Source organism: Actinopolyspora alba (assembly GCF_900112765.1).
Classification (GTDB): Bacteria; Actinomycetota; Actinomycetes; order Mycobacteriales; family Pseudonocardiaceae; genus Actinopolyspora; species Actinopolyspora alba.
The window spans coordinates 91,991-118,428 of sequence record NZ_FOMZ01000009.1 but is presented as its reverse complement, the minus strand read 5'-3'; the positions used below and the strand labels follow the sequence as shown (position 1 = coordinate 118,428).

The following is a 26,438-nucleotide window of genomic DNA, read 5'->3' as shown; positions in this document are numbered from 1 at the left end:
AATGCGGGTACGTTCCACCAGTCGGGAGCTGTTGGCCGTCGAGCTGAGCGAGGTGCTGCACGAGGGCACCCGACAACCCTGGTGCAGGGTGGCGCTCGACGGACATCCCCTCACCGGCACGAATGAGCTGGCCGATTCGCTCGCCGAACAGCTGCGGCTGCGGGGAAGGCACGTCCTGCGGGTACGCCTGTGGGACTACGTCCGTCCGGCCTCGCTTCGGCTGGAGCGGGGGCGCGGGGACCCGGACTCCTTCCGGTTCGACTGGTTCGACTTCGGCGCCCTGACCAGGGAGGTCCTCACGCCGCTGCGGCCGGGAGGCAGCGGTCTCGTCCTCCCCGCCCTGTGGGATGCGGAACTGGACCGTTCCCCGCGCATGGAGCGCGTGCGCCTCACCGAGGGCGGTGTGGTGGTCGTCGACGGCCCGTTCCTGCTCGGCGGCGGACTCGAAACGGATTTCGCGGTACACCTGTGGATGTCCGAGAAGGTACTGCTGCGACGGGTCGCCGCGGAAAACGAGTGGCAGCTGCCCGCCTTCGACGACTACCAGCGGGAGATCCGCCCCGACCTGCTGGCGGATCGACTGGTCCGGATGGACCGTCCGGAACGTCCCGCGATAGTGGACTCGTTGGGCTGAGAGCGCACGACGAACACGCTGACCCGCTCGTCCTTCGGTCGAGCACTTCGAAGACAGGTACACCGCGACCGGGGGAATGCCGGAAACGAGCGTTCAAGAAACACTTCGCTCGAACGAGGGAACCGCCGCGAGCAGCTCCGTGGTGTACTCGTGCTCGGGATCGATCAGAACCCGCTCAACCGGTCCCGTCTCCACTATCGCACCTGCCCGCATCACCGCCACCCGATCGGCTATGTTCCACGCCAGCCCGAGATCGTGCGTGATGACCAGGCTGGACACACCTCGCTCGCGCCGCAGCCGCAGCAGCAGCGCCAGGATCTCACCGCGCACCGTGGCGTCCAACGAGGCGACCGGCTCGTCGGCGACCAGCACCCGCGGACACAGCACCAACGCACCCGCGATGACGACACGCTGCCGTTGCCCACCGGACAGCTCGTGCGGGAACCGCCCGGCGAACTCCTCGGCGGGCCGCAGCTCGGCCGCTTCCAGCGCCTCGTGCACACGGGCCGCCTCGTCGGCCGCTCCGCCGTGCACCCGCAATCCCTCCGCCACCGCCTCGTAAACGGTGTGACGGGGGTTCAACGCGCCCGTGGGATCCTGCAGCACCAGCTGCACGTTGCCCCGAAAGTCCCGCAGTCGCCGCCCGGAAGTGGGAATCGGGCGCCCGTCGTAGTGGACCACCCCGGTATCGGGGCGCCGCAGTCCGAGCAGGGTGCGGGCCAGCGTGGTTTTCCCGGAACCGGACTGACCGACCAGTGCGAGTATCTCGTCACCGGTGACGTCCAGATCGACCTCGCGCACCGCCGGTACCCGGTTGCGATGGCGGTCCGTGAACTCCACGCTCACCCCTTCGGCCGACAGCAGCGGTCGCCGGGTGGAACCGGCCGCCCCGACGGGCTCACCGGCCCCCTGATAGCGGGAGGCGGTATCACCGATCGTGGGAAACGCCGCCGCCAGCTCTCCGGTGTGCTCGTGCTCCGGAGCGCTCGCGAGCCTGTGAGCGGGACCTTCCTCCACCAGCCGTCCCCGATACATCACCGCCAGCCGCCGACAGCTCGCCGCCAGTACCGAGAGGTCGTGACTGATCATCAACAACGCGATGCCGCGCTCGGCGACCAGGCGCCGCAACAGGGACAGCACCTGCGACTGGACCACCACGTCCAGCGCGGTCGTGGGCTCGTCCGCGATGATCAGGCGCGGCTCGCAGGCAAGGGCCATCGCGATCATCACACGCTGTCGCTGCCCACCGGACAGCTCGTGCGGATAGGCGTCGCGACGCCGAGCGGGAATCTCGACCCGCTCCAACAGCTCGACCACCCTGGCGCGCGACACCGCCGCCGAGAGACGCTCGGAGGAGTGCAACCGGATCGGTTCGGCTATCTGGTCGGCGATGGTGCGAACCGGATTGAGCGCGTGCATGGCCCCCTGGAAAACCACCGAGGCACTCGCCCACCGCGCGGCGCGCAACCCGCCCCAGGTGAGTCGCTCGATGTCCTGACCGTCGAGCAGAATCGTGCCGTCGACGTCGGCCGAACGCGGCAACAGCCGCAGCACCGCCAGCGCGAGGCTCGTCTTGCCGCAACCGGACTCGCCCGCCAGTCCCAGCGTGGCGCCGGGTTCCAACGTCAGGTTCGCGTCGATCACGGCCTGTCGCGGCCGTACGGAACCGCGATAGGTGACCGAAACCCCGTCCATACGCAGTATCGGATTCATCGGCGTGTTCCCCGCAGTCTCGGATTCAGCACGGTTTCCAGCGCACGGCCGCACAACGTGAAGCTCAGCACCACGATCGCGATGCCCAGACCGGGTGGTAGCAGGTACCACCAGGCACCCGCCGTCACGGCTCCGGTGTCCATGGCGGACTTGAGCATCGATCCCCACGAGATCATGGACGGATCCCCCAGCCCCAGGAAGGAGAGCGTCGACTCGGCGATGATCGCGCTGGCCACGGTGAGCGTGGTGGTGGCGAACACCAGCGGCAGCACAGCGGGCAGCACGTGCTTTCCGAGCAGATGCCGATGTCCCCCGCCGAGTGCTCTGGCTCGCTCGATGTAGGGACGCGTTTCCACCGTGAGCGTCTGTGCCCGCACCAGTCGGGCGGTCTGCGGCCAGGAGGTCACCCCGATGGCGAGCACGATGGTGAACACTCCCCTCGACAGCACGGTGGACAGGGCTATGGCCAGCACCAGCGCGGGCAGTACCAGGAAAAAATCGGTCACCCGCAGCAGCAGTGTGGCGACCCAGCCACCGAAGTGGGCGGCCAGCAACCCAACCACTGTTCCGATCACCATCGACAGCGCCGCCGCGGACAACCCGACCAGCAGCGACATCCGGGCTCCCCACCAGGTCAGCAGCAGCACCGAACGCCCCGACTCGTCGGTTCCCAACCAGTTCGTCGCGCTCGGCGGTCGCAGCGGCTCCCCCCGCACCCTGGTGACGTCGAGCCCCTCGGACCGGGTGAGCACCGGCGCCAGCAGGGCCAGCCCCACGACCAACAGCAGCACGGCCAGGCCGAACAGCCCGCCCCGGTCGGCGCGGTAGACACGCCATCCCTCGGCCAGGGCGGCCACCCGACGCCCCGTCACTCCGGTGGGGTTCGGCGGGGCGCTCACGAGTCACGCACCCTCGGGTCGAGGAGTCGGTAGATCAGCTCGGCCAGCACGTTCATCACGATCACGCTCCCTGCCAGCACAATGAACGTTCCCTGCAACAACGGCAGATCGGGCACCCGCAGCGCCTCGTAGGTCAGCAACCCGAGTCCGGGCCAGGAGAAGACGGTCTCCACCGTGATCGCCCCGGCCACCACCAGCCCGAGGTGCAGAAAGATCAGCGTCACGGTGGGAAGCAGGGCGTTCGGCACGGCGTGCCTGCGCCGCACCAGATCCTCGCGCAGTCCCTTGGCACGGGCGGTGGTCAGGTACTCGGCACCCATCTCCTCTAGCAGCGAGGTGCGCATGACCATCATGAACTGCGCGTAGATCACCGCCACGAGCGTCAGGCACGGCAGCACCAGGTGGTGGGCCACGTCCAGCACCCGGGCGACCACGCCCGGCGGAACGTCGGGAGAGGACATGCCGGCCACGGGGAACAACCCGGGAAGCGGACCGACGCCGACCCCGAAGGCCATCAGCAGCAGCAGTCCGAGCCAGAAGGTGGGTACCGACCACAACGTCAACCCCACCGAGGTGAACCACCGGTCCACCGCACCGCCCTGCCGCCAGGCGGCACGGGTTCCCATCCAGAGCCCGACCAGCACCGCCAGCACGGTGGCGGTGCCCACCAACAGCACGGTGGGACCGATCCGCTCGACGATCAGTTCCGCGACGGGGCGGTTGTAGATGTAGGACGTCCCCAGGTCGCCGTGCAGCAGGTTCAGCAGAAAGTCGCGGAACTGCAGGTACAACGGCTGGTCCAGGCCGAAGCGGTGGCGCAGCGCCGCCAGCTGTTCGGCGCTGACCGGTGTGGACCTGGTCATGGTGCGAGCCGGATCGCCCGGCAGTACCCGGAACAGGAAGAAACCGAGCACTGCCACCAGGAACAGGCTCACCACACCCCCGCCGACCTTCGCGGCCACGAACCGCAGCAGTGGTGGCGGCCCACTCGCGGGGCCGCGGGTCTCGAGTTCGTCACGAGTGTCCGTCATGGCCTATTCCCGGTGTTCCGCTGTACGTCGACGACGCGCCGCCACGGACACGACCACGATCGCGCCGAGCAGTAGCACTCCGACGACGACGAAGGCCGCCGAGCGATATCCGGCACCACCCGAGGCCGTTCGCGCCTGTTCGGTGGGACGGGCTCCGTAGTAGCCCCAGTAGCCCTGCTGCGCGGTGATGACCCCGCCTTCGGACGGCTGCCGCTCGAATCCCGCGAAACGGTCGGAGCGGTACGCCTCCAGCGTGTTGGGGTAGAACAGGATCAACCCGGTGGCCATCCGGTGGAACCGGCGCTGCGCCTTTCGGATCAGGTCGACCCGTCGGGAGTGGTCGAACTCGGCGAGCTGTTGGGCGTAGAGCTCGTCATAGCGCCGGTCGCAGAGGAAACTGTCGGGCAGACCGCCGCCACCAGGCTTGGGCCTGGCACCGCAGGTCTGCAGTCGCAGCACGTAGTCCGGGTCCGGATTGACCGACCACCCGCTGACCACCATGTCGAAGTCACCGGCGGTGGTGCGCTGGTTGACCTGGTTGTCCGAAACCGGTTGTGGCCTCACCCGGATTCCCAACCGGGACAGCCACTCCTTGACGAACTTCCCGACCAGCGCGTCGGTGGGCGAGTCACCGTGCAGCACGAACTCGAAGTCCAGGGCCCTCCCGGAGGGGCCGCGGCGAACCCCGTCGGGACCGCGGGGATAGCCCGCCTCGTTCAGCGCCCGGTTGGCCGCTTCGATCGAGAACGGGCGTCTCGCCTCCGGCGGAGGGGTCCAGTAGTAGTCCTCGAATATCGGGGGCAGGTACCCCGCGCCGACGGTTCCGTAACCGCCGAGCACCCGCTCGACGAGGCGTTCACGGTCGATGGCCCGATCGATGGCCCTGCGCACACGGGCGTCGCGCAACGCGGGATGCCCGGTCCCGATGGGATCGCCCGCGCTGTTGGCGGCACCCGGGTTGAGCACGATCTCGAAGAACCGCCGCCCCTTGCCGCGTACCCGGCGGATGTCGTCGGTGCCGCGCAGCGCGTCGAACTGGGTGGGCGTGAGATCGCGGACCACGTCGATCTCGCCCTTGCGCAGCGCCTGCACGGCGGCGTCGCTGTTCTCGAAGTTGACGAACCGCAGCCGGTCGACCGTGGGAGCGCCACGCCAGAAGTCCTCGTTGGCGCGCAGCGTCAGATACTGCTGGGGACGGTACTCGGTGGCCACGAACGGACCGCTTCCCACGACGGGCATCCGCTGGTTGGCGAACTCGGCCACGTTGTCGATCCTCGACCAGACGTGGCGGGGGACTATCGGGGCGGCGATGGAGCGCATGGTGGCCTGTGGACTCTCGGTGCGGATCACCACGGTGCGATCGTCGGGAGCGGTCACCGAGCTGAAGTTGTCCACGTAGTTGCCGTTGGCCGTGGCCGCGGCGGGGTCGTTCATCATCCGCTTGAAGGTGTAGGCCACGTCGTGGGCGGTCACCGGCCTTCCGTCGGACCAGTGCACTCCCCGCCTGATGTGGAACGTCCAGGTGAGCTTGTCCTCGGAGGACTTCCAGTCGGTGGCGAGTTCCGGTACGACCGAGAAGTCCTCGGCGCTGTAGGTGGTCAGAGTGGGGTAGATCAACCGGAACACGTCGGTCGAGGCGAGGCTGAACCCGAGGAACGGGTTGAGCGAGTCGAATTCCTGCTGGATACCGACCCGAAGGGTGACCCCTCCCCCGTTCGGGGAATCAGCGGCGGTAGCGGGCTCGTGCTTCCCGAAGGCGGGCACCAGCGCCGCGAGGAGCAGCGTGAGGATCAGCAGCAGGGCGCGTGGGGCCGCTCTCCGAGCCCCTGAAGATCTCACACCCACTGTGATCACCCTTTCGCTCTTCGTGACGAACGAACCACTCGAAACGGTTCCCGGTCAATGATTCACCGGTTCGGCGTGGCGAGCACGCCGAAACGCCACGCGCGGTTCGGGAGTGCCCGGGACGGCGCCGGGCGTCTAGGGTGGACGACCGTGCGGATCCTGATCTCTGCGGACATGGAAGGCGCCACCGGTGTCACCGGCACGGACGACGTGGTGGCGGGCACCGAAGCCTGGCAACGGTTCCGAGAGCTGTTCACCGGCGACGTCAACGCCTGCGTGGCCGGGCTCGCGGCCGGTGGCGCGAACGCGACGCTGGTCAACGAGGCGCACTCGATCCAACGGCACCTGCTGCTGGAGCGACTCGACACGCGTGCGCGCATGCTGACCGGACGCCACAAACCACTGTCGATGATGGAAGGAATCGACTCGGGCGTGGACGGAGTGGTGTTCCTCGGCTACCACACCGGCGCGGGTGCCGACGGCGTCCTCTCACACACCTACATGGAGAACGGACTGCTCGGGGTGTGGCTGAACGGCGCGCACGCGAGCGAGGGCAGGCTCAACGCGGCGCTGGCCGCCGAGTACGGGGTGCCGGTACTGCTGGTCACCGGCGATGATCTGACCTGCTCGGACGCGCGGGAATACACCCCGGGCAGCCACACGGTCGCGGTCAAGGAGTGCGTGAGCAGGTACGCGGCGGTCTGCTCGCCGCCGGAACGCACCGCCGCCGACATCAGCTCCGCCGCCGAGCTGTCCATGCGGCAGGCGGGACGCGGCACCCCGAAAACCTCGGCCCACCGGATCGAACTCGAGTTCACCGGTACGCACCTCGCCGATGCCGTCGAACTGATTCCCACTGTGGAACGAACCGGCGCTCGTGCGGTGGACTTCGAGGCAGCCGACATGACCACGGCGATGAAAACGTTCAAGGTGATCACGACCGTGGCCTCCCGAGCCGTGCAGGAGCTCTACGGCTGATCGGAGTCTTCCGGCCGGGTTGTCGAGCTACTCGCCCGGCGGAGCCTCCCGAGTGCTCTCGCTCCGGGAGGTCCGACAACGGGTAGTGACGACCGGAGCCAACTACCGTCCCCAGCGAGCCTGTTGCCAGTGGACCGACTCGGGACGGGCACCGGTGCTGACGAACTCGTCCAGCGCCGCGCGGAGCTCGGCGAACCCCAGCACCGAGTCGGCGGGAAAGGCCAGCGGGCTACCGAGGTCGAAACGCAGCACGGGGGCCTGTGGATCGGGATCACTGCTACGGGTCTGCCAGGAGGAGAGCTGCCCCTCCTCGTCCTCCTCGGTGTAGTTGAGCACTCCCATCTCGTCGTCGGCCGAGGTCACGACCCGAATCCCGCTGTAGGGGCCGGGCTCCTCCTCGTTCTCGTACGGACGGTCCCAGACGTAGAGCTGGCAGGCTCGGCCCTGTCGCGGTGGCCGAAGCAACTTTTCCACCAGTTCACGCTTGCGCTCGTCGCGTTCGGCGTACTCCCGTTCGTCACCGATCACACCGGTGGCGACCGTGATCCCGAGTTCGGTGTTGCGCGCTCCGACGGCTTCGGCGCGGAAGGCGTCGAGCTCGGCCCGGGCCTCTCGCAACGCCCGCAGCGCGGCCCCTTGGTGGAACACCAGATCCGCCCAGTACGGATGTTCCATCACCCTGTTGAGGTCCGCGTAGACGGACTCGGTGGTGTCGAGCAGCTTGTCCACGTGGTCCAACGGCACGTCCGTCAAGCGGGCGAAGATCTCCGCGAGGTTCCCCGGCGCGGTCGGCTCGTCGTGTGACGGCGGATTCGACATGCCTTCCGTGTTCCAATCCGTGTACCCGTTTCCCTGGTGGCACCCGTTAGAACCCACCAAGCTGTTGCGATCATGCTGCCAGCCTCGGGGTACGACCGAACGGGCCGGTGATCGAAAGCGATGTCGGTCGGCTCCGGGGCCGCTCGAGAGATTACCGTGGGTACACGCAGTGATCCGATACGGCACCGGCGGAAATCACCGAACGGTGGACAACGCCGCGCACGGCTCGGCTCCCGGTTTCCGACGACCGGCGCCGGGTTCGCGGCACACATCCCGAGGCACCCAGCTAGGAGTGATCTGTCACACATGGCACAGCCTCGGGGATTCCGCTGCGATTATCGGCTCACGACACCAGAATCCAGCCGAGAGGACGGCATGACGGACGGTTCGCACGCACGCAAGCACGCCGAACGGAGCCTGCAGGACCTGGATCGAGCGGCCGAGCACAACAGGGCCGCACTGGGTGAGGCGGCGAAAACGCTGATCGACTGCGTCGAGGCAGACGGTCTCGTGTTCACCGCGGGTGCGGGGCACTCCCTTGCCGGTGTACTGGAAAGCTTCTACCGAGCAGGAGGACTGGCCGCGGTTCGCCCGCTGTACCACCCCGATCTGCTCCCGCTGCACGGCGCAGCGACCAGCACGACCACCGAACGGCGCGAGGGACTCGCCGAAGACGTGCTCCGGGAATCGGGGTTGCGCGGCGGCACCGATGTGCTCGTGGTGTTTTCCAACTCGGGGATCAACCCCTATCCGGTGGAACTGGCGGCCACGGCACGCCGTGAGGGATCACAGGTCATCGCGGTGACCTCACCCGCCGCGGCAGCGGGAGCCCCGCGACGCACGGAGGCGGGCACACTGGCGGATCAGGCCACGGTCGTGCTGGACACCATGGTGCCCGCGGGCGACATCACACACCCGGAGCAGCGACCGGCGACGGCACCGGGGTCGTCACTGGCCAACGTGTTCCTGTGGAATCTGCTCATGGTCGAGACGTACGAACGTGCCAGTGAGGCCGGCATCTCGCTGCCGTGGTGGCGCAGTTCCAACGTTCCCGGCGGTGACGAGGCCAACGCCGAGCGGCTGGAGCACTACGGCAAGCGCGTACCGCGGCTGCGCTGAACCGGCGAGCACGCCGGGAGTGGTCATGAATCGACTCCCCACCGGTGTCGCGACTGGTCTAGACCGAAACGGGCAGGACCGTCGCGACCCGGTGCCGCCCCGGTGGAGCCGGTCGCCGCTGTGGGCGCGCTCAACCCGAGGCGCGGCCCGGTGCGGCCCGTGCCCGACTCCCTTTCCACGGCCCGCACCGTCCGAACAGCTGATTCCGCCGGAGCTCTACTCGCCGCCGGAACCACCCATCAGCTCCCGCAGCCTGCGCAGCTGGGCCGCTCGTTCCGCGGCGAACTGCTGCTCGGGATCCTCGGCCTCCTCCGCCTGGGACAACAGCGCGAGGGTCTCGCGTACCGCCCCGGTGGGCGACCGGATGATCGCCTCGACGAGCTGATCGGTCGCGTCCTCCAGATGCTCGGGTTCGACCACCGAGTTGGCCAACCCGATCCGGGAGGCCTCATCGGCGTCCACTTCCCGCCCGGTCAGGCACATCTCGACGGCTCTGGAGTAACCGACGGCCCGAACCAGCGGCAACGTGCCCCCGAGGTCGGGAACCAGACCGAGACTGGTCTCGGCCATGCGCAGCTTGGCGTCGGTGGCCAGCACACGCATGTCACAGGCCAGTGCCAGTTGGAAACCCGCGCCGATGGCGTGCCCCCGAACCGCCGCGATCGTCACCCGCTCGGGATCACGCAACCAACTGAATCCCTGTTGGAACGCGGCTATCTCGGCGTCACCCTGCTCAACCGGGCTGGAGGCCAGCGACAACAGCCCGGGTGCACCGTCGACCTGTTCGGATTCGAACAGTCGCCGATCCAACCCGGCGGAGAACGCCCTCCCCTCCCCCCGGACAACGACGACGCGCACCTCGGGTGCGAGGTTCTGTCCGATTTCGCGTAACGCCTTCCAGGTGTCCGGCGTCTGCGCGTTGAGTTGATCCGGTCGATCGAGAACGATCGTCGCGCGGGAACCGCGCAACATCAGTCGAACGTGCCCACGATCCAGTACACCGGGATCAATTGCCGATTCCGTCAAACGGGTCCTCCGTCGCTACACACCAGCGGTCGGGATGACAACCACCCTAGAAGACCGATCATGGTGCCGCGATCGGAGGCCGCGTGGTACGGACCGTTCGGACACGGCGTGCCCGGTGCCGACAGCGTGCCGGGCACGCCGCAGCCGTGGATACCTATTTCTTCTTGGAGCGGGTCGCACCACCGCGCCCCCGCAATTGCACTCCGGACTCGACCAGTACGCGGTGCACGAAACCGTATGAACGACCGGTCGCCTCCGCCAGGGAACGAATGCTCGCCCCCTTCTCGTACTTCTTCTTGAGGTCACTGGCCAGTTTGTCTCGTGCGCTTCCGGTGATTCGCGCACCCTTCTTCAGATCAACCACTGTGTCCCCGCCTTCCCCGTAGAACAGGTCGGGCCGCTCGCGACCCCTGTCAGGCCAATGATCGAACAGGAAAGCCGGAAACGCCAGACGACCTTGCCAACAGATCCCGCCCAACGGGCGGATATATTCCTATTGATCATGGAAATCAGGTATTGCGGGACACAAAACAAGATCAACATTTCGTTTCCGACACACGCGCTTCCGTTCAGTGAGAGCGCGGACACGAGAATGAACCGCGCCACGTCCGGCATTCACCGAACCGAATCGGTACAGTCCGAATGATCGAACGGGACGGCGCGTGAGCGAACCCCGTCGGCCGAGCCCGAGTCGCGGCGGATGCCCCGAACCGTGACCGACCTCGTGCGTGCGCCCGGAGCGGAACGGGAGAGCCCCTGCGCTCCGCCCCGGCGACCCGCGCGGAGAGCCGCCTTCAGGCGAGTTGCACGAAGTCCATGTACTCCTCGGACCAGTGGTCCTCACTGCCGTCGGGAAGCAGGATCACCCGCTCCGGCTCCAGCGCCTGCACGGCTCCCGGATCGTGTGTGACCAGCACCACCGAACCGGTGAAGCTGCGCAGCGCGTCGAGCACCTGCTCCCGGCTGGCCGGATCGAGGTTGTTGGTCGGCTCGTCCAGCAGCAGCACGTTGGCGGCGCTGGAGACCAGCCCGGCGAGCGCGAGCCGCGTCTTCTCCCCGCCGGAGAGGGTTCCGGCCGGCTGCTGCAACTGTTCACCCGCGAACAGGAACGCGCCGAGCAAGGTGCGCAGCTCCTGTTCGGAGGTGTCGGGCGCGACCGCGCGGATGTTCTCCCAGACGGTCGCGTTCGTGTCCAGCGTCTCGTGCTCCTGCGCGTAGTAGCCGATCCGCAGGCCGTAGCCGGGTTGGACCTCGCCCGCGTCCGGCGTCTCCATGCCTGCCAGCAGCCGCAGCAACGTGGTCTTGCCCGCACCGTTGAACCCGAGCACCACCACCTTGGACCCGCGGTCCACCGCGAGGTCGACCCCGCTGAAGATCTCCAGCGAGCCGTACGACTTTGACAGTCCCCGCGCCGTCATCGGTGTACTGCCGCAGGGCGCGGGCGAAGGGAACCTGATCTTGGCGGTCCGCTCGGTGGGCTGGTCCTCGTCCAGCTCGGCGATCATCTGGTCGGCACGCCGCGCCATGTTCTTCGCGGCCACGGCCTTGGTCGCCTTGGCCCCCAGTTTGTCCGCCTGCGCCTTGAGGGTGGCCGCCTTCTTCTCGGCGTTGGCCCGCTCCCGGCGCCTGCGCTTCTCGTCGTCGGCGCGGGCCTCCTGGTAACGCTGCCAGCTCATGTTGTAGACATCGGCGACGCCGCGCGCCGCGTCCAGGTACCAGACCTTGTTGACCACGGCGTCGATGAGCTCAACGTCGTGGCTGATGACCACCAGGCCACCGTCGTGGACCTTGAGGAAGTCCCGCAGCCAGTTGATCGAGTCCGCGTCGAGGTGGTTGGTGGGTTCGTCGAGCAGCAGCGTGGTGTTGGAGGCACCGCCGGGACCGGTTTCCGAAGCGGCGAACAGGATTCTGGCCAGCTCGACACGCCTGCGCTGCCCACCGGACAACGTGCTCAGCGGCTGTTGCAGCACACCGTCGGGCAAGCCGAGATTGCTGCAGATGCGCCCGGCCTCGCCCTCCGCGGCGTAACCCCCACGGGCGGCGAACCGCTCCTCCAGCTTGCCGTACTTGCGGATGGCCTTGTCCCGCGCGGAGTCGTCGACGAACTCGGCCATCTCGGACTGCGTCTTCTCCATGTCGCGCAGGATCCGGTCCAGCCCGCGAGCCGAGAGCACCCGATCCTTGGCCGTGACCGACAGATCCCCCTCCCGGGGATCCTGCGGCAGGTAACCGATCTCGCCGTGGCTGGTGATCTCGCCGCCGTAGGGCTCGCCCTCACCGGCCAGCACGCGCAACGTGGTGGTTTTGCCGGCGCCGTTCCGACCGACCAGACCGACTCGATCACCGGGCTGAACACGCAGTGAGGTATCCGCGAGGAGGATACGGGAACCGGCCCTGAGTTCGAGGCCACTGGCAGAGATCAACGCAAACTCCGGATCGAGACATATCGACGAACGTGCTTGTCAGTGCGCACCGTCTTCCGGCGGCCACGCGACCGTGAACCGCCTCGGTCGCTTCCGCGCGGGACGACTCCCCACGACAGCGGAAAACTTCACGGCGCGAACGGCACGCGGCGGCGCCCACGTGTGTGGGGCGCACCACGGGCAAGCCACGGCCCACGGGACCGCAACCATCCGGTCACGCGGCGGGAACTCCCCATCGACCTCGGCACACCGGGCACGACGACCGATGTCCGTCCACCACACGCGCCGCGACGGAAAGCGATCACAAACCACCGCAATCATACCGGCCGGGCGACGGGGTTTCGACAGCTGCTCTGGTTGTTCACCCGCGTTGCCGAGCCCGCCCGGCGGCGGAGACCCACTACCGCGGTTCCCGGACCTCCACCTCGACCGAGACCGCACGTTCGGCGGCCTCGCGCAACACCGCCAGCCTCGGCTCGGGAGTGTCCAGCACGCGCGGCTCGGCCGCGGCCAGCATTTCGGCCAGGCGGGAATCAGCTGCCAGCTCGTCCAGCGCCGCGCGGTCGCCACCGAGCACGACGCCGTCCAATTCCCGCCGCACCGGAAGCAGCAGTTCCGCCGCGGCGTCGGCGGCCGAACTCACCGCCTTGCGCGACTGCCCGGCCCGCCTGCGCGCGTAGCGCTTCTGCGACCAGCCACCGGCCTTGGTCCGCCCCTGCACGTAGTGGCGATCGGTGGTCGAGGACACGACCTCGCCGTCCAGCACCACACCGATGCTGTGGGCACCGTGCCGCACCAGGATCAGGCCGAGCCGTCGTGAACGCGAGACGTGTTCGAGCAGTCCGGATATCGCGAGCCCCTCGGCCGCACCACCCGGCTCTGCCAGTCCGCCGAACGGAACCCGCACCACGGCCTCCGCACCGTCGACGGCGCTCACTCGTACGACGTCGGCCGCTTCCGAGGTCCGGGCCACCCCCTCGTGGCGCCGCCCGAACCGCTCGAACCAACCGGCCAGCCGATCCGGTTCCACCTCCACCGCTCTACCGCCGCCGGGTAGTTGCCGCACCCTGCTGCTCACGGTTCGGGGATCATACTGTCCACTCGTGCCTTCCCGGAACCGAGGAGTCCGAGAACGGGCCACTCAGAGCACGAAGGTGTCGGACCACAGCTGCGTGGTGCGGCCGGACAGCGATTCCAGCAGGGCGGCTGCCTGCTCGTCGGTGAGCGAGGCGACGAAGTCGATGACGGCCCGCCCCCGAGCCATCCGTTCGAGCTGCTCCCGGTCGGGGGACTCGGACGAGGACCGCTCGGAGTGCGGGAGCAGCGAGGTGGGATCGTCACGCCGGACCGCGTCGAGCTCGACGGCGGCGTGCTCGAACAGATCGCGCAACCGGTGCGGCAGCCTCGCGGACTCGCTACGGTCGATCAGCCACTCGTCCAGCGCCTGCACCAGTTTGCTCAACAACCGGTCCTGACCGCGCTGGTGCAGCGCGAGATCGGGGCGCTGCAGCACGAACCGGCGATGCACGAACTTGAGTATCTGCACCTCGTGCCACTGCTCGCGGTCCAGCACGACGTGGCCGGAACGCGTGGTCGGATCGGGCTCCACCCGCACGCCACGCACCAGTCGACGCGTCCAGGTTCCGGAGAAGGCCGCGACGGCACGCTCGGCCTGCTTGGAACGGTCGAACGGCTGTTCCAGCAGTTTGGTGACCAGGTCGGACTGCACCTTCTTGACCGCCCCGACGAAGGCGTCGTCGGCGGCGATCCAGGAGTCCTTGACATGCAGGCGCCTGCGCAGGCTCTCCAGCGAGTACCCCGGAGATTCGGATCGGCTTCGCAACTCGGCGTCGTCGAACCTCGCCAGTTCCGCCGCCCTGCCGAGCCATTCGGTCAGTTCGGTGGAGACCGTCGCGTGCTGCAGGATCCCCACCCGGTGAAAGTCCTCCAGGTCGTGGATGGCGTAGGCGATGTCGTCGGCGGTGTCCATGACCGATGCCTCGACGGTCTGCTGCCAGCCCGCCAGCGCCGCTGCGAACGGGGCCCGGCAGTCCAGCATGTCGTCGAGCTCGGTGATGTAGGCGGAGAACTTGGCGGCACCGGTGCCGGGCGCGTCCTCCGGTTCGGACGCGCCCCGAGGCGGTAACGGCAGCGAACGCGGATCGGGTGCCGCGAGCCGGGTCCAGGGGTACTTCAGCAGCGCCGCCCGCACCGCGGCTGTCAGGTCGAGACCGTCCCCGCCGCCACCGCGCACGTCGATGCTGCTGACGATCCGGAAGGTCTGCGCGTTGCCCTCGAAACCGTCGACGAGCCCGAAGCGCTCCCGCGCGATCCGATCCAGCACCCGCTCGCCGAGATGGCCGAACGGCGGATGCCCCAGATCGTGCGCCAGGCCCGCGCTTTCCACCACGTCGAGATCACATCCGCCGAGCCGCGTCACGGCGGCCCGACTCTCCGGATCACCCAACAGGCTCTCCCCGACGGCCCTGGCCACCTGGGCGACCTTGAGACTGTGCGTCAACCTGTTGTGCAGCAACAGTCCGGATCCGCTCGGACTGACGACCTGGGTCACGCCGCCGAGGCGGGCGAAGAACGCCGAGCCGGATATGCGGTCCCGGTCGGCCCGGAACGGGCTCGCCGCGAGATCGTACGGCTGGGCGACGTGAGCGGGCTCCGCCGCGGTGCGAACGAGGTGGCCGCTCCGCGCGGTTCGCCCGGACGGCGGCTGGGGCTCCATACCGCAACGCTAGCGCGCCCACCACCGGCTGCCCCGTCGCGAATCGCCGTGATCTGATGGACGCATGGTGGACGTGCTGGTGGTTGGAGGTGGCCCGGCGGGCAGAGCGCTGGCCGCGGCTTGCGCCGACACCGGACTGCGGGTCACGCTCGTCGACCCCGCGCCGCGACGACCGTGGCCGAACACCTATGCCTGCTGGCGGGACGAGCTGCCCACCGCGGTAGCGGAAACCGCGCTGGCCCGCACCACGAGCAGGACGACCGCGGTGGGAACGCGACCGCATCTGCTGCACGGCGAGTACTGCGTGCTGGACAACCCGGCGCTGCGGCGGCTGCTGCACCGCGACGGGATCCGCGAGGTCACCGGCACGGTCGGCGAGGTGGAGCACGACACAGCGGGACGCACGGTGCGGCTGCGGGACGGGCGCGAACTGCGCGCGGCGGTACTGGTGGACGCGTCGGGCAGCAACCGGGTCCTGTCGGGTGGACGTGTGGACCGGTTGGCCAGCGAACAGACCGCCGTGGGCGCGGTGCTTCCCAACGAGCACGCCGAGCGACTGGTCGGTGTGGACCGGGGCGTGTTCATGGACTGGCGACAGCCACCCTCGAACGACGATCCGTGGCCGAGCTTCCTCTACGCCGTCCCGCTGCCGGGTGACCGAACGCTGCTGGAGGAGACCGCCCTGGCACGTCGTCCGGGGCTTCCGTTGGCGACGCTGCGTCGACGGCTGTGGGCCCGGCTGCGGGCGGCGGGGGTGACCGCACCCGGCCGGACGCCCGAGGAACGAGTGCGGTTCCGACTGGACGATCCGGTGCCCGAGCGGCGGCGCACCGTCCCGTTCGCGACGGTGCCGTTCGGCGCCGCCGCGGGCCTGATACACCCGACCACGGGTTTCAGCGTCGCCGGTGTGCTACAGCTGGCGCCGCTCGTGGCCGCGGCCCTGAGCGACGGTCTGGAGCGGGATCCGGTCACAGCGGCTCGTGCCGCCCGCGCGGTGTTGTGGCCACTTCCGGCACTGACCACACGGCGGCTGCGGTTGTGCGCGGCCGAGGGACTGTTGGCGATGCCGCCGCGAATGGTTCCGGGCTTCTTCGACGTGTTCTTCGACATGCCGCCCCGGAAACAGCGGGCGTTCCTGACGCCACTGGCCTCACCCCGGGAGTGCCGCGAGGCCATGACCGAGCTGTTCAAACGATCCCCCTGGTGGCTGCGACGACGACTGGTCGTGGGCGGGCTGGCCGGTCCGGCTTCCTGACGGGCCCAACCCCGGAGCGGTGTTCGGCACGCCCAGTCGCTCGCACGAAGCCGGCGCCCGCGCGGAATCGGCCGCGTGGCTGGTTTCGCCTCGCGAGCGGTCTCACCACGGGAGCCCCTCACCTTCGACCAAGCACGACGCCGCACCTGGCGGACACGTTCCGCCAGCCGAACGGAGCAGTTCGCTACGCCGCGTGCCCACCCCTGGTCATCGTGTTGTGCCGGTTACCACATTCTCAGCTCGCGCTTGCTGCCACGACACGAGCGAACGCGCTATGTTGTCGAAGGACGACGGACAGGAGCGCTTACATGTCATTGAACAGCTGGTGAACGGGCTCGCCGAGACGACATGAATCCCGGCAACATCGATCACGTGCTAGGACCGGCCAACGATGTGCGGTTCGCCTTCCAGCCGCTGATCAACATCCGTACGGGCGCGGTGGTCGCCGTGGAGGCGCTCGCCCGCCCCGCCGACGGACACATCACGGACTTCTTCCGAGAGGCCGCCCGGCAGAAACGGGTCGGAGAGCTGGACGTGGATCTGGCGGTCTCCGCCGTGGACCGTGCGCACGAGCAGCAGTCGCTGCTGCCGCTGCACCTGAACCTCTTCGGCGGAACCGTGACGCACGAGTCGCACCGACTGCGCGCGCTGCACGACAAACTGGCCGAGGTGGGGCGACGCGCCACGGAGATCACGCTTGAGCTCGCGCCGCCGTTCTCCCGACTCGACGGGCGGAAACTGCGTTCGGAGGTGGCGAACCTGCGTTCGCACGGCTACCGGATAGCGGTGGACGGCGTCGGCGACGGCGACATACCGCTGACGCTGCTGGCCGAGCTGGCACCGGACGCGATCAAACTCGACAAGGGGGTCATCGAGGGGCTTCCCGACAACGCGGGGCAGGCCGCGCTGCTGGAATCGCTGCAGGGACTGTGCAACGCCACCGGCGCCATTCTGATCGCCGAGGGAGCGGAGCGGGAGGAGCAGCTGGCAGCGCTGCGCGCGGCGGGTGTGCGAGTGGTCCAGGGCAACCTGCTGGCCTCGGCGGCACGGCGTCCACCGACCTCACTGCAGATCCCCGAGGCAGTGGCCGAGAGCGACGAGTCGTACGGCGGCTCGAAACCGACCCCCGCGGGCCCCCGGGTGACCGAATTCCTGTCCCCCGCGACGATGCTCTCCCGGGACGCCACGGCGGACTCGGTACGCGGCGTGCTGGCGGACCATCCCGAGATCAGCGGGGTGGTGCTGGTGGACGAGCACAACCGCCCCGAGTACTCGATAGACCGCAACCGGTTCCTGCTGGCGGTAACCGGCCCCTACGGTCACGCGCTGCACGCGCAACGCCCGGCGGCACGCCTGGCCGACGAACCCAGGCTGGTGAACACGGCCACCACGGCGATGGAAGCACTGACCCTGGTCAGTGGGGCCGACCACACCCGGGTGCACGACGACGCGATCGTGGTGGACGAGGCGGGCAGGTGCCTGGGAACCGTGCGCGCGGTGCATCTGATCCGCGGCATGGCGGAGTTCAAGGCGGAGCAGGCGGCGGCGCTGAATCCGCTGACCAGACTTCCGGGCAGCGACGCGATCCAACGCGACGTGGACGGCCGCATCGCCGCGGGCGAGGTGTTCGCACTGAGCTGGCTGGACATCGACGGGTTCAAGACGGTCAACGACACCGCCGGGTTCTCCGCCGGTGACGAGCTGATCCGCTCGGTCGGCAGAACGCTCACCGACGCGGCGACCTCATTGGGCTCGGTGCGGGTGGGGCACGTGGGAGGGGACGACTTCCTGCTGGTAGCCGATCTGGACGATCTGGTGAACCTGGCGCGGATGGTGCTGGACCCGCCCAGACGCGCCGGAGGCATCGACGTCACCCTCTCGCTTTCCACGCTGGTGTGCACGCAGACCGGAACCACCTCCTACCAGGACGCCTCGCGGCTGCTGGTCCCGCTGAAGAAGCACGCGAAGTCGCTGACCGGCTCCAGCTGGGTGATGTCGCGGATCGGTTCGGACCGGGTCGACGTGTTGCGCGGTTCCCGCGAGGACATCCCCGAGCAGGGCGAGCCGGGATTTCCCACCCGCGATCCGGACCCACCTCCACCACGTCCGGGTGCCCCCGGGGCCCGTCACCGGGACGGCCACTGATCAGCTCCGCGCGGTCGGAGAACGACTCCCCTGCCGCTTCCGGCCGAGTGACCGCCACAACCGCAGCGGCAACAGCCCGAGCAACGGAGCGCGTTCACCGAGAGCGGCGCGATCCTCCCGGTCCAACGCGGTGGCATAACGCGCGGCCAGCTCGGCTGTGGGGTACCGCTTGCTCGCGCCGGCTCCGCAGCCGCGCTCGCAGTACCACCTCAACTCCGCGTCGACCGCGCGGAAACGATAGCGATGCCCCAGCACTCGACATCCGATCATGTGGGAGGCATACCCGGCGACCTGCGCGGGTAATCCCCGTGGGCGATGGCGATCGAACTGGGGACGATCCGAACTCACATCCCGGCACGGCTGGACCGGCTGCCCTGGTCCCGATTCCACTGGCGGGTGGTGATCGGGCTGGGAACCGTGTGGATCCTCGACGGTCTCGAGGTCACCATGGTCGGATCCGTGGCGTCCCGGCTGACCGAGTCCGACAGCGGTATCCCCATCAGTTCCGGACAGATCGGCATCGCCGCCGCGATCTACGTCCTCGGGGCCTGTCTGGGGGCGCTGTTCTTCGGCCAGCTCACCGACCGGTTCGGCCGCAAGAAGTTGTTTCTGCTGACTCTCCTGGTGTATCTGATCGCCACGGTGGCCACCGCGTTCGCCTTCGCCCCCTGGTACTTCTACCTGGCCCGGTTCGTCACCGGAGCTGGAATAGGCGGCGAGTACGCCGCGATCAACTCCGCCATCGACGAACTCATCCCGGCACGAGTACGCGGCCGAATCGACCTGATCATCAACGGGTCTTACTGGCTCGGCGCGGCAGGCGGTGCGGCAACAGCGGTCTTCTTCCTCAACCGGGCCGTGTTCGACGCCGCCGTCGGCTGGCGAGTGGCTTTCGGTGTGGGGGCGGTGCTGGGCCTGGGCATTCTGCTGGTACGCAGAAACGTCCCGGAGAGCCCGCGCTGGCTGTTCATCCACGGCTACCAGGAACAGGCGGAACGGATCGTGGACCGCATCGAGCGGGACGTGGCCGAACGGAGCGGCAGCCGGTTGGAAGAACCCGGCGAATCGATCACCATTAGGCAGCGGCGATCCATCCCGTTCCGCACGATCGCCGAGACCGCCTACCGGCGCTACCCCCGCCGTGCGGTGCTGGGCCTCGCGTTGTTCATCGGCCAGGCGTTCCTGTACAACGGTCTCACCTTCAACCTCGGAACCCTGCTGAGCACGTTCTTCGGCGTCTCCTCGACGATCGTGCCGGTGTTCATCGTCATCTACGCGCTGAGCAACTTCACCGGCCCGGTGCTGCTGTCCCGGCTGTTCGACACGGTGGGCCGGATTCCCATGATCGCGGGATCCTACATCGGCTCGGCACTGCTGACGGTGCCGCTGGCGATGCTGCTGCTCTACGGGATGTTGAACCGCTGGACGTTCCTGGCGCTGCTGGTGGGGATCTTCTTCCTCGCCTCCGCCGGTGCCAGCGCCGCCTATCTCACCGTCAGCGAGGTGTTTCCGATGGAGACCCGTGCACTGGCGATCGCGTTCTTCTACGCGGTCGGCACCGCGGTCGGCGGAATCACGGGGCCGCTGCTGTTCGGCCAGCTCATCGAAACCGAGCGGGTGGGGAACGTGACCCTGGCATTCCTGATCGGTGCCGCCGTGATGTTGCTGGGCGGGATCGCCGAGCTGACGCTCGGCGTACGCGCCGAACGCTCCAGCCTGGAGAACCTGGCCAAGCCACTGACGGCCCACGAGGCGGAAGGCACCGGCTCGTCCGGCCGGTAGGACCGCTTCCTCCGAGCCCCGCGGCGGGTCGTGACGGAGTCCCGCCCGACTCCCGCTGCAGCCCCCGGCCGACCACGAGAACGAAGGCCGACCACACGAACGAAGGACGCCGGTTCGACGGGATCCGACCCGTGAACCGACGTCCCCGATGTACGTCCGCAGGACCACCGCTCCGGAGTCGTCCCGGAGCGCTCGGGTCCCGGAGCGAGAGCCGGCGGGAGGTTCCGCCAAGCGAGCACCCCGACCGGAAAACCTCGATCAGAGGGTGAAGCCCAGTGCCCTGAGCTGCTCACGCCCCTCCTCGGTGATCTTCTCCGGACCCCACGGCGGGATCCACACCCAGTTGATCCGGAAATCGTTGACGAGACCACCGTTGGGACCGCCGGTCAGCACCGAACGTGCCTGCTCCTCGATCACGTCGGTGAGCGGGCACGCCGGCGAGGTCAACGTCATGTCGATCGAAGCCGAGTTGTCCTGCTCGACCTGGACACCGTAGACCAGGCCGAGGTCGACCACGTTGATCCCCAACTCGGGGTCGACGACGTCCCGCATGGCCTCTTCGACGTCCTCGACGGCAGCCAGTTCGGCCGTGGCGGCCGGGGGCTCCGGCATGCCTTCGACTCCGCGCACCACCTCGGTACCGTCCTCGGGGGCGGCGGTGCCCCGCTGCTCCTGCGTCTGTTTCTCGGTACTGGTCATGACGCTCCCACCTCATCGACAACACGCGATACAGCGTCCCGGAATGCCATCCAACCCAGCAGTGCACACTTGACCCGCATCGGGTACTTGGCGACCCCTGCGAAGGCGACTCCGTCCTCCAGGACGTCCTCGTCGGGTTCGACCTGGCCGCGGCCTTCCATCAACTCGGTGAAGACCGCTTGCTTGTCCAGTGCCTCTTGCAACGGACGGCCCACCACCAGGTCGGTCAGCACCGAGGTGGCAGCCTGACTGATCGAGCAGCCCTGTCCGGCGTAGGAGACGTCGGCCACCGTCGCCTCCGTACCACTGCCGACCAACCGCACCCGCAACGTCACCTCGTCACCACAGGTCGGGTTGACCTGGAACGACTCGGCGTCGAACGGTTCCCGCAGGCCGTGCCGGTGCGGATTCCGGTAGTGATCCAGGATTATCTCCTGGTACATCTGTTCGAGCTGCATCACCACATCCTCAGCCTGCCGTCGGTGTCACCGCGAAGAAACGCTGGGCCTCGCGGACAGCATCCACCAGAGCGGTCACCTCGTCCAACTCGTTGTAGAGGTAGAAACTGGCCCTGATCGTGGCGGGCACACCCATCCTGCGGTGCAGCGGCCAGGCGCAGTGATGGCCCACTCGTATCTCGACGCCCTGGTCGTCCATCACCTGGCTGGCGTCGTGCGGATGCACCCCGTCTATGACGAAGGACACGGCACCACCACGGTTCTCGGTGTCCACGGGGCCGATGATGCGTACCCCTTCCACGGCGGACAGCTCGCGCAGCGCACGCTCGACCAGCCGGTGCTCGTGCGCGGACACCCGCTGCATTCCCACCACGGACAGATAGTCCACGGCAGCGCCGAGGCCGACCACCTGCGAGGTCATCGGAACGCCCGCCTCGAAGCGCTGCGGCGGTTCGGCGAAGGTCGAACGGTCGATGTGCACGAGTTCGATCATGGATCCGCCGGTGAGGAACGGCGGCATGGCCCGAAGCAGCTCGTGCCTGCCGTAGAGCACCCCGATGCCCGACGGGCCGAGCATCTTGTGCCCGGAGAACACCGCGAAGTCGACACCGGCCGCGGCGAAGTCGACCGGCCCGTGCGGGACGGACTGACACGCGTCGAGCACCACGAACGCGCCGACGCGGTGCGCCCGATCCACGATGGCTTCCAGGGGGTTGACCGTGCCGAGCACGTTCGACTGGTGAGTCACCGCCACCACCCTGGTGCGCTCGTTGATCAGGGCGTCCAGCTCCGACAGGTCCAACCGGCCCTCGTCGGTGACCCCGAACCAGCGCAGCGTCGCACCGGTCCGCTGGCACAGCTGCTGCCACGGCACGAGGTTGGCGTGGTGCTCCATCTCGCTGACCACGACCTCGTCACCGGGGCCGATCCGGAACCGTTCGGCCTCCGGACCGGCGGTCGCCGCGTTGCTCATGGCGTAGGCGACGAGGTTGACACCCTCCGTGGCGTTCTTGGTGAACACGATCTCGTTCGTCGCCACACCGACGAACCTGGCGATCTTGGCACGCGCACCCTCGTAGGCGTCCGTGGCCTCCTCGGCCAGCTGGTGAGCACCACGATGCACCGCCGCGTTGGAGGTCTCCACGAAGGAGCGCTCCGCGTCGAGCACCTGGGTGGGGCGTTGCGACGTCGCCCCGGAGTCCAGGTACACCAGGGGACGCTCGTCGCGCACCGTGCGCCGCAGGATCGGGAAGTCGGCGCGCAGCGCCGCCACGTCCAGCGGTGCCGGTGCGGTGCCCGCACCTGTCTGCGTGGTGTCCGACCCCCGGACACCGGGAGGCTCAACGGTCATGACTGCGCGGCTGCCTCCTTCTTCTCCGTGAAGCGGACGTAGCCGGACTCCTCGAGCTCGTCGGCCAGCTCGGGACCGCCGGACTCGGCGACCTGGCCCTTGACGAACACGTGCACGTAGTCGGGCTTGATGTGCTTGAGGATGCGCGTGTAGTGGGTGATGAGCAAGACACCTTTGTCACCGCTCTCGGTGTAGCGGTTGATGCCGTCGGAAACCACGCGCAGCGCGTCCACGTCCAGACCGGAGTCGGTCTCGTCGAGGATCGCGAACTTCGGCTTGAGCAGGTCGAGCTGCAGGATCTCGTGACGCTTCTTCTCACCGCCGGAGAAACCCTCGTTGACGCTGCGCTCCGAGAACGACTCGTCGATCTCGAGGTCGCTCATCGCCTGCTTGACCTCCTTGACCCAGTGCCGAACCTGCGGGGCCTCGCCCCGGGTGGCGGTGGCAGCACTGCGCAGGAAGTTCGACATGGAAACGCCCGGAACCTCGACCGGGTACTGCATGGCGAGGAACAGGCCCGCGCGAGCGCGCTCGTCGACGCTCATCTCCAGGACCTCCTCACCGTCGAGCAGCACCGAGCCCGAGGTGACGTTGTACTTGGGGTGTCCGGCGATCGCGTAGGCCAGGGTGGACTTGCCGGAACCGTTCGGTCCCATGAAGGCGTGGATCTCGCCCGAGCGCACGGTGAGGTTCACGCCGGTGAGGATCTCCTTCGAGCCCTCCTCCGTTTCGACCTCGGCGTGCAGGTCCTTGATCTCCAGGGTGGCCATCGTGTTCGTCTTCTCCAGGTGGTTGCGCGAAAAGCTGTGTCTTGCTGCCGCGTCAGCGGCGGTGGGCGGGCGGCCGAAACGCCGAGCGTTCCGGCCGTGGCCGGCTCATGCTCCGACCGCCGCCAGTTCCTTGTCGATCGCGGCTTCCAGCCGCTCGCGGACCTCGTCGACCGTGATCTTCTGCAGGAGCTCGCCGAAGAAGCCGCGTACCACCAGCCTGCGTGCCTGGTCGTACGGAATCCCCCTGGCCTGCAGGTAGAACAGCTGGTCGTCGTCGAAACGCCCGATCGCGCTGGCATGACCCGCCCCGGCGATCTCACCGGTCTCGATCTCCAGGTTGGGCACCGAGTCGGCACGCGCTCCCTCGGTGAGCACCAGGTTGCGGTTCAGCTCGAACGTCTCGGTCCCTTCGGCCGCCGCCTGGATGAGCACGTCACCGATCCAGACCGAGCGGGCCGAATCGCCCTGCAGCGCCCCCTTGTAGGTGACGTTGCTGCGGCAGTTCGGCTGCGCGTGGTCCATCAACAGCCGGTGCTCCAGGTGCTGACCGCTGTCGGCGAAGTACACCCCCAGCACGTCGGCGTCGCCGCCGCGGTCACCGAAGGTCACCTTGGTGTTGACCCGCACGAGGTCGCCGCCCAGCGAGGCGGCGAAGTGGCGGAACACCGCGTCCTTGCCGAGGTAGGCGTGCTCGGAGGAGACCTGGGTGGCGTCGTCGGCGAAGTCGTGGATGGTCACCACCGACAGCTGTGCCGAGTCCTCGGCGATCATCTCGATGTTGTCGCCGATGATCCCGGAACCGCGGTAGTCCAGCACGACCACGGCCTCGGACAGCGGTTCGGCCCGGATCTGCAGGTGTCCGTAGGCGATCCGATCCTGGCCCGGGCCGTGCACGGTGACGGTGACCGGGCCGGCGGCCTGCGTGTCCTTCGGGATCGTGACCACGGTGGCCTCGGTGAACGAGCTCCACGCCTGGGCGGCGATCCGATCGGCGGGAGCTCCGGCCGTGCCCAGCCGCTCGTCGGAGCGGTCCACGGTCTCCACCTTCACGGCGGAGTCCCCGCTGACCTCCACATCGAGCGAACCGGTGGCCTCGGCCGAGCCGTCGTGCAGTCCGCGCAACCGCTTCATGGGCGTGAAGCGCCAGTCCTCCTCACGTCCACCGGGCACCTCGAAGGCACGCACGTCGTAGGAGGTGAAGCGGTGCCCGCGGGAACTCCGCGGCGGCACCGCGGAGTTCTGCGGATCGCGCTCGTCGAGGCCGTTCCGGCCGGACGTTTCGAGAGTCGACTCCGTCATCAGCCGACGGCCCCTTCCATTTGCAGCTCGATCAGACGGTTCAGTTCCAGGGCGTACTCCATGGGGAGTTCGCGGGCGATCGGTTCGACGAACCCGCGCACCACCATGGCCATCGCCTCGTCCTCGGTCAGCCCCCGCTGCATCAGGTAGAACAGCTGATCGTCACTGACCTTGGACACGGTGGCCTCGTGGCCCATCGTCACGTCGTCGACCCGGACGTCCACGTACGGGTATGTGTCCGACTGACTGATGTTGTCCACCAGCAGGGCGTCGCACTTGACGTTGGACGCGGAGTGGTTGGCGCGCTTGGCCACCTTGACCAGCCCGCGGTAGGAGGTGCGCCCACCGCCGCGCGCGATCGACTTGGAGACGATCGAGGAGGAGGTGTGCGGCGCCATGTGCTCCATCTTCGCGCCCGCGTCCTGGTGCTGGTTCTCACCGGCGAAGGCCACCGAGAGCACCTCGCCCTTGGCGTGCTCGCCCATCAGGAACACCGACGGGTACTTCATGGTCACCTTGGAGCCCAGGTTGCCGTCGACCCACTCCATGGTGGCGCCCTCTTCGGCCTTGGCACGCTTGGTGACCAGGTTGTAGACGTTGTTGGACCAGTTCTGGATGGTCGTGTAGCGGCAACGGGCGTTGCGCTTGACGACGATCTCCACCACGGCCGAGTGCAGCGAGTCGGTGGAGTAGATCGGCGCGGTGCAGCCCTCGACGTAGTGCACGTAGGCACCCTCGTCGACCACGATCAGGGTGCGCTCGAACTGGCCCATGTTCTCGGTGTTGATCCGGAAGTAGGCCTGCAGCGGAATGTCGACGTGCACGCCCTTGGGCACGTAGATGAACGAGCCGCCGGACCACACCGCCGTGTTGAGCGCGGAGAACTTGTTGTCACCGGCCGGGATGACCGAGCCGAAGTACTCCTCGAAGATCTCGGGGTGCTCCCGCAGCGCGGTATCGGTGTCGAGGAACTTGACACCCTTTTCCTCGAGGTCCTCGCGGATCTTGTGGTAGACCACCTCGGACTCGTACTGCGCGGCGACACCGGCGACCAGCCGCTGCTTCTCCGCCTCGGGGATACCCAGCCTGTCGTAGGTGTTCTTGATGTCCTCGGGCAGATCGTCCCAGGTCTGGGCCTGCTCCTCGGTGGAACGCACGAAGTACTTGATGTTGTCGAAATCGATATCCGAGAGATCGGCGCCCCAGGCAGGCGTGGGCTTGCGCTCGAACAGGCCGAGCGCCTTCAGCCGAGCCTGCAGCATCCAGTCGGGCTCGCCCTTCCGCTCCGAGATCTCCCGGACGACGTCCTCGTTGAGGCCGCGTTGCGCGTTCGCGCCCGCGACGTCCGGGTCGGACCAGCCGTACTCGTAGTTGCCGAGCGTGGCAATGGTCTCTTCCTGCGACATTGGTTCGGAACTGGGCACCGTGGTGGGTGTGCGCTGCTCCGCAGCGGCA

General features: G+C 68.2%; 23 protein-coding genes. 6 read left to right on the top strand and 17 right to left on the bottom strand.

Going from position 1 to position 26,438, the window contains the following annotated elements; translation table 11 throughout:
• Position 1 precedes the first annotated feature (1 nt).
• The gene (locus BM150_RS15000) at positions 2-634 is read left to right on the top strand and encodes a nucleoside/nucleotide kinase family protein (protein ID WP_092927896.1); all 633 of its coding nucleotides are present in this window, start codon (positions 2-4) and stop codon (positions 632-634) included.
• A 93-nt stretch (positions 635-727) separates the two neighbouring features.
• Here BM150_RS15000 and nikE read toward each other — a convergent pair whose 3' ends face one another.
• The 4 genes from nikE to BM150_RS14980 are packed head-to-tail and all read right to left on the bottom strand — an operon-like array spanning position 728 to position 6,116.
• Positions 728-2,347, bottom strand: a complete 1,620-nt coding sequence (nikE, locus tag BM150_RS14995) for a nickel ABC transporter ATP-binding protein NikE (RefSeq protein WP_092927895.1) — start codon at positions 2,345-2,347, stop codon at positions 728-730.
• Positions 2,344-3,246 carry an ABC transporter permease gene (locus BM150_RS14990; RefSeq protein WP_217641662.1) on the bottom strand — a complete coding sequence of 301 codons (903 nt, stop codon included), beginning with the start codon at positions 3,244-3,246 and terminating at the stop codon, positions 2,344-2,346. The genes nikE and BM150_RS14990 overlap by 4 nt, the downstream gene beginning before the upstream one ends.
• Positions 3,243-4,277 carry an ABC transporter permease gene (locus BM150_RS14985; protein ID WP_092927893.1) on the bottom strand — a complete coding sequence of 345 codons (1,035 nt, stop codon included), beginning with the start codon at positions 4,275-4,277 and terminating at the stop codon, positions 3,243-3,245. Before BM150_RS14985 ends, BM150_RS14990 begins: the two co-directional genes overlap by 4 nt.
• Before the next feature lie 3 nt (positions 4,278-4,280).
• On the bottom strand, positions 4,281-6,116 hold the full coding sequence (locus tag BM150_RS14980; RefSeq protein WP_245755504.1) for an ABC transporter substrate-binding protein: 1,836 nt from the start codon (positions 6,114-6,116) through the stop codon (positions 4,281-4,283).
• A 156-nt stretch (positions 6,117-6,272) separates the two neighbouring features.
• Between BM150_RS14980 and BM150_RS14975 the strand changes: the two genes are divergently transcribed.
• Positions 6,273-7,100 carry a M55 family metallopeptidase gene (locus BM150_RS14975; protein WP_175496842.1) on the top strand — a complete coding sequence of 276 codons (828 nt, stop codon included), beginning with the start codon at positions 6,273-6,275 and terminating at the stop codon, positions 7,098-7,100.
• Between the two features lie 102 nt (positions 7,101-7,202).
• Here the strand turns inward: BM150_RS14975 and BM150_RS14970 are convergent, their stop codons facing one another.
• Complete coding sequence (locus BM150_RS14970; protein WP_092927892.1) at positions 7,203-7,919, bottom strand: Imm1 family immunity protein; 717 nt, start codon at positions 7,917-7,919, stop codon at positions 7,203-7,205.
• Between the two features lie 375 nt (positions 7,920-8,294).
• On the opposite strand from BM150_RS14970, the gene BM150_RS14965 reads away from it, so the two are divergent.
• On the top strand, positions 8,295-9,038 hold the full coding sequence (locus BM150_RS14965) for a sugar isomerase domain-containing protein (protein WP_092927891.1): 744 nt from the start codon (positions 8,295-8,297) through the stop codon (positions 9,036-9,038).
• Positions 9,039-9,254: 216 nt separating this feature from the next.
• Here the strand turns inward: BM150_RS14965 and BM150_RS14960 are convergent, their stop codons facing one another.
• The 5 genes from BM150_RS14960 to BM150_RS14940 all read right to left on the bottom strand — a co-directional run bounded on the left by BM150_RS14960 (position 9,255) and on the right by BM150_RS14940 (position 15,224).
• A complete protein-coding gene (locus BM150_RS14960; protein WP_092927890.1) occupies positions 9,255-10,064 on the bottom strand; it encodes an enoyl-CoA hydratase/isomerase family protein in 810 nt (269 codons plus the stop codon).
• Positions 10,065-10,218: 154 nt separating this feature from the next.
• Positions 10,219-10,428, bottom strand: coding sequence for a helix-turn-helix domain-containing protein (locus BM150_RS14955; protein WP_017975887.1), 210 nt, complete (start codon positions 10,426-10,428; stop codon positions 10,219-10,221).
• 430 nt (positions 10,429-10,858) lie between these two features.
• Positions 10,859-12,487 carry an ABC-F family ATP-binding cassette domain-containing protein gene (locus BM150_RS14950; protein ID WP_092927889.1) on the bottom strand — a complete coding sequence of 543 codons (1,629 nt, stop codon included), beginning with the start codon at positions 12,485-12,487 and terminating at the stop codon, positions 10,859-10,861.
• A 400-nt stretch (positions 12,488-12,887) separates the two neighbouring features.
• Complete coding sequence (locus BM150_RS14945) at positions 12,888-13,565, bottom strand: acVLRF1 family peptidyl-tRNA hydrolase (RefSeq protein ID WP_092927888.1); 678 nt, start codon at positions 13,563-13,565, stop codon at positions 12,888-12,890.
• 63 nt (positions 13,566-13,628) lie between these two features.
• Positions 13,629-15,224 carry a deoxyguanosinetriphosphate triphosphohydrolase family protein gene (locus tag BM150_RS14940; RefSeq protein WP_092927887.1) on the bottom strand — a complete coding sequence of 532 codons (1,596 nt, stop codon included), beginning with the start codon at positions 15,222-15,224 and terminating at the stop codon, positions 13,629-13,631.
• Between the two features lie 64 nt (positions 15,225-15,288).
• Here BM150_RS14940 and BM150_RS14935 point away from each other — a divergent pair, with 64 nt between their 5' ends.
• Positions 15,289-16,479, top strand: coding sequence for a lycopene cyclase family protein (locus tag BM150_RS14935; RefSeq protein WP_092927886.1), 1,191 nt, complete (start codon positions 15,289-15,291; stop codon positions 16,477-16,479).
• Between the two features lie 348 nt (positions 16,480-16,827).
• Positions 16,828-18,624 (top strand): GGDEF domain-containing protein, encoded by a 1,797-nt coding sequence (locus tag BM150_RS14930; RefSeq protein ID WP_092927885.1) that lies wholly within the window; start codon positions 16,828-16,830, stop codon positions 18,622-18,624.
• Here the strand turns inward: BM150_RS14930 and BM150_RS14925 are convergent, their stop codons facing one another.
• The gene (locus BM150_RS14925) at positions 18,625-18,894 is read right to left on the bottom strand and encodes a hypothetical protein (protein WP_092927884.1); all 270 of its coding nucleotides are present in this window, start codon (positions 18,892-18,894) and stop codon (positions 18,625-18,627) included.
• Positions 18,895-18,939: 45 nt separating this feature from the next.
• Between BM150_RS14925 and BM150_RS14920 the strand changes: the two genes are divergently transcribed.
• Positions 18,940-20,406: an MFS transporter gene (locus tag BM150_RS14920; protein ID WP_092927883.1), complete on the top strand. Its 1,467-nt coding sequence runs from the start codon at positions 18,940-18,942 to the stop codon at positions 20,404-20,406.
• A gap of 258 nt (positions 20,407-20,664) precedes the next feature.
• Here the strand turns inward: BM150_RS14920 and BM150_RS14915 are convergent, their stop codons facing one another.
• The 6 genes from BM150_RS14915 to sufB all read right to left on the bottom strand — a co-directional run bounded on the left by BM150_RS14915 (position 20,665) and on the right by sufB (position 26,389).
• On the bottom strand, positions 20,665-21,018 hold the full coding sequence (locus BM150_RS14915; protein WP_207227649.1) for a metal-sulfur cluster assembly factor: 354 nt from the start codon (positions 21,016-21,018) through the stop codon (positions 20,665-20,667).
• Positions 21,019-21,101: 83 nt separating this feature from the next.
• Entirely contained in the window at positions 21,102-21,563 is a 462-nt protein-coding gene (gene sufU / locus BM150_RS14910; protein WP_092927881.1) for a Fe-S cluster assembly sulfur transfer protein SufU, read from the bottom strand.
• Between the two features lie 10 nt (positions 21,564-21,573).
• Entirely contained in the window at positions 21,574-22,914 is a 1,341-nt protein-coding gene (locus BM150_RS14905; protein ID WP_175496841.1) for a cysteine desulfurase, read from the bottom strand.
• Positions 22,911-23,684, bottom strand: a complete 774-nt coding sequence (gene sufC / locus BM150_RS14900) for a Fe-S cluster assembly ATPase SufC (protein ID WP_092627699.1) — start codon at positions 23,682-23,684, stop codon at positions 22,911-22,913. Before sufC ends, BM150_RS14905 begins: the two co-directional genes overlap by 4 nt.
• A gap of 105 nt (positions 23,685-23,789) precedes the next feature.
• A complete protein-coding gene (gene sufD / locus BM150_RS14895; RefSeq protein WP_092927880.1) occupies positions 23,790-24,983 on the bottom strand; it encodes a Fe-S cluster assembly protein SufD in 1,194 nt (397 codons plus the stop codon).
• Complete coding sequence (sufB, locus tag BM150_RS14890) at positions 24,983-26,389, bottom strand: Fe-S cluster assembly protein SufB (RefSeq protein WP_175496854.1); 1,407 nt, start codon at positions 26,387-26,389, stop codon at positions 24,983-24,985. The genes sufD and sufB overlap by 1 nt, the downstream gene beginning before the upstream one ends.
• Between the last annotated feature and the right edge of the window lie 49 nt (positions 26,390-26,438).

Excerpts from the sequence above, each read along its gene's own strand:
- BM150_RS14985 (WP_092927893.1), bottom strand. The coding sequence starts at position 4,277 with ATGACGGACACTCGTGACGAACTCGAGACCCGCGGCCCCGCGAGTGGG.
- BM150_RS15000 (WP_092927896.1), top strand. The coding sequence starts at position 2 with ATGCGGGTACGTTCCACCAGTCGGGAGCTGTTGGCCGTCGAGCTGAGC.
- BM150_RS14930 (WP_092927885.1), top strand. The coding sequence starts at position 16,828 with ATGAATCCCGGCAACATCGATCACGTGCTAGGACCGGCCAACGATGTG.
- sufC (WP_092627699.1), bottom strand. The coding sequence starts at position 23,684 with ATGGCCACCCTGGAGATCAAGGACCTGCACGCCGAGGTCGAAACGGAG.
- BM150_RS14915 (WP_207227649.1), bottom strand. The coding sequence starts at position 21,018 with ATGCCGGAGCCCCCGGCCGCCACGGCCGAACTGGCTGCCGTCGAGGAC.
- nikE (WP_092927895.1), bottom strand. The coding sequence starts at position 2,347 with ATGAATCCGATACTGCGTATGGACGGGGTTTCGGTCACCTATCGCGGT.
- BM150_RS14925 (WP_092927884.1), bottom strand. The coding sequence starts at position 18,894 with ATGATCGGATGTCGAGTGCTGGGGCATCGCTATCGTTTCCGCGCGGTC.
- BM150_RS14965 (WP_092927891.1), top strand. The coding sequence starts at position 8,295 with ATGACGGACGGTTCGCACGCACGCAAGCACGCCGAACGGAGCCTGCAG.
- BM150_RS14970 (WP_092927892.1), bottom strand. The coding sequence starts at position 7,919 with ATGTCGAATCCGCCGTCACACGACGAGCCGACCGCGCCGGGGAACCTC.
- BM150_RS14905 (WP_175496841.1), bottom strand. The coding sequence starts at position 22,914 with ATGACCGTTGAGCCTCCCGGTGTCCGGGGGTCGGACACCACGCAGACA.
- sufU (WP_092927881.1), bottom strand. The coding sequence starts at position 21,563 with ATGCAGCTCGAACAGATGTACCAGGAGATAATCCTGGATCACTACCGG.
- BM150_RS14935 (WP_092927886.1), top strand. The coding sequence starts at position 15,289 with ATGGTGGACGTGCTGGTGGTTGGAGGTGGCCCGGCGGGCAGAGCGCTG.
- sufD (WP_092927880.1), bottom strand. The coding sequence starts at position 24,983 with ATGACGGAGTCGACTCTCGAAACGTCCGGCCGGAACGGCCTCGACGAG.
- BM150_RS14920 (WP_092927883.1), top strand. The coding sequence starts at position 18,940 with ATGGCGATCGAACTGGGGACGATCCGAACTCACATCCCGGCACGGCTG.
- BM150_RS14940 (WP_092927887.1), bottom strand. The coding sequence starts at position 15,224 with ATGGAGCCCCAGCCGCCGTCCGGGCGAACCGCGCGGAGCGGCCACCTC.
- sufB (WP_175496854.1), bottom strand. The coding sequence starts at position 26,389 with ATGTCGCAGGAAGAGACCATTGCCACGCTCGGCAACTACGAGTACGGC.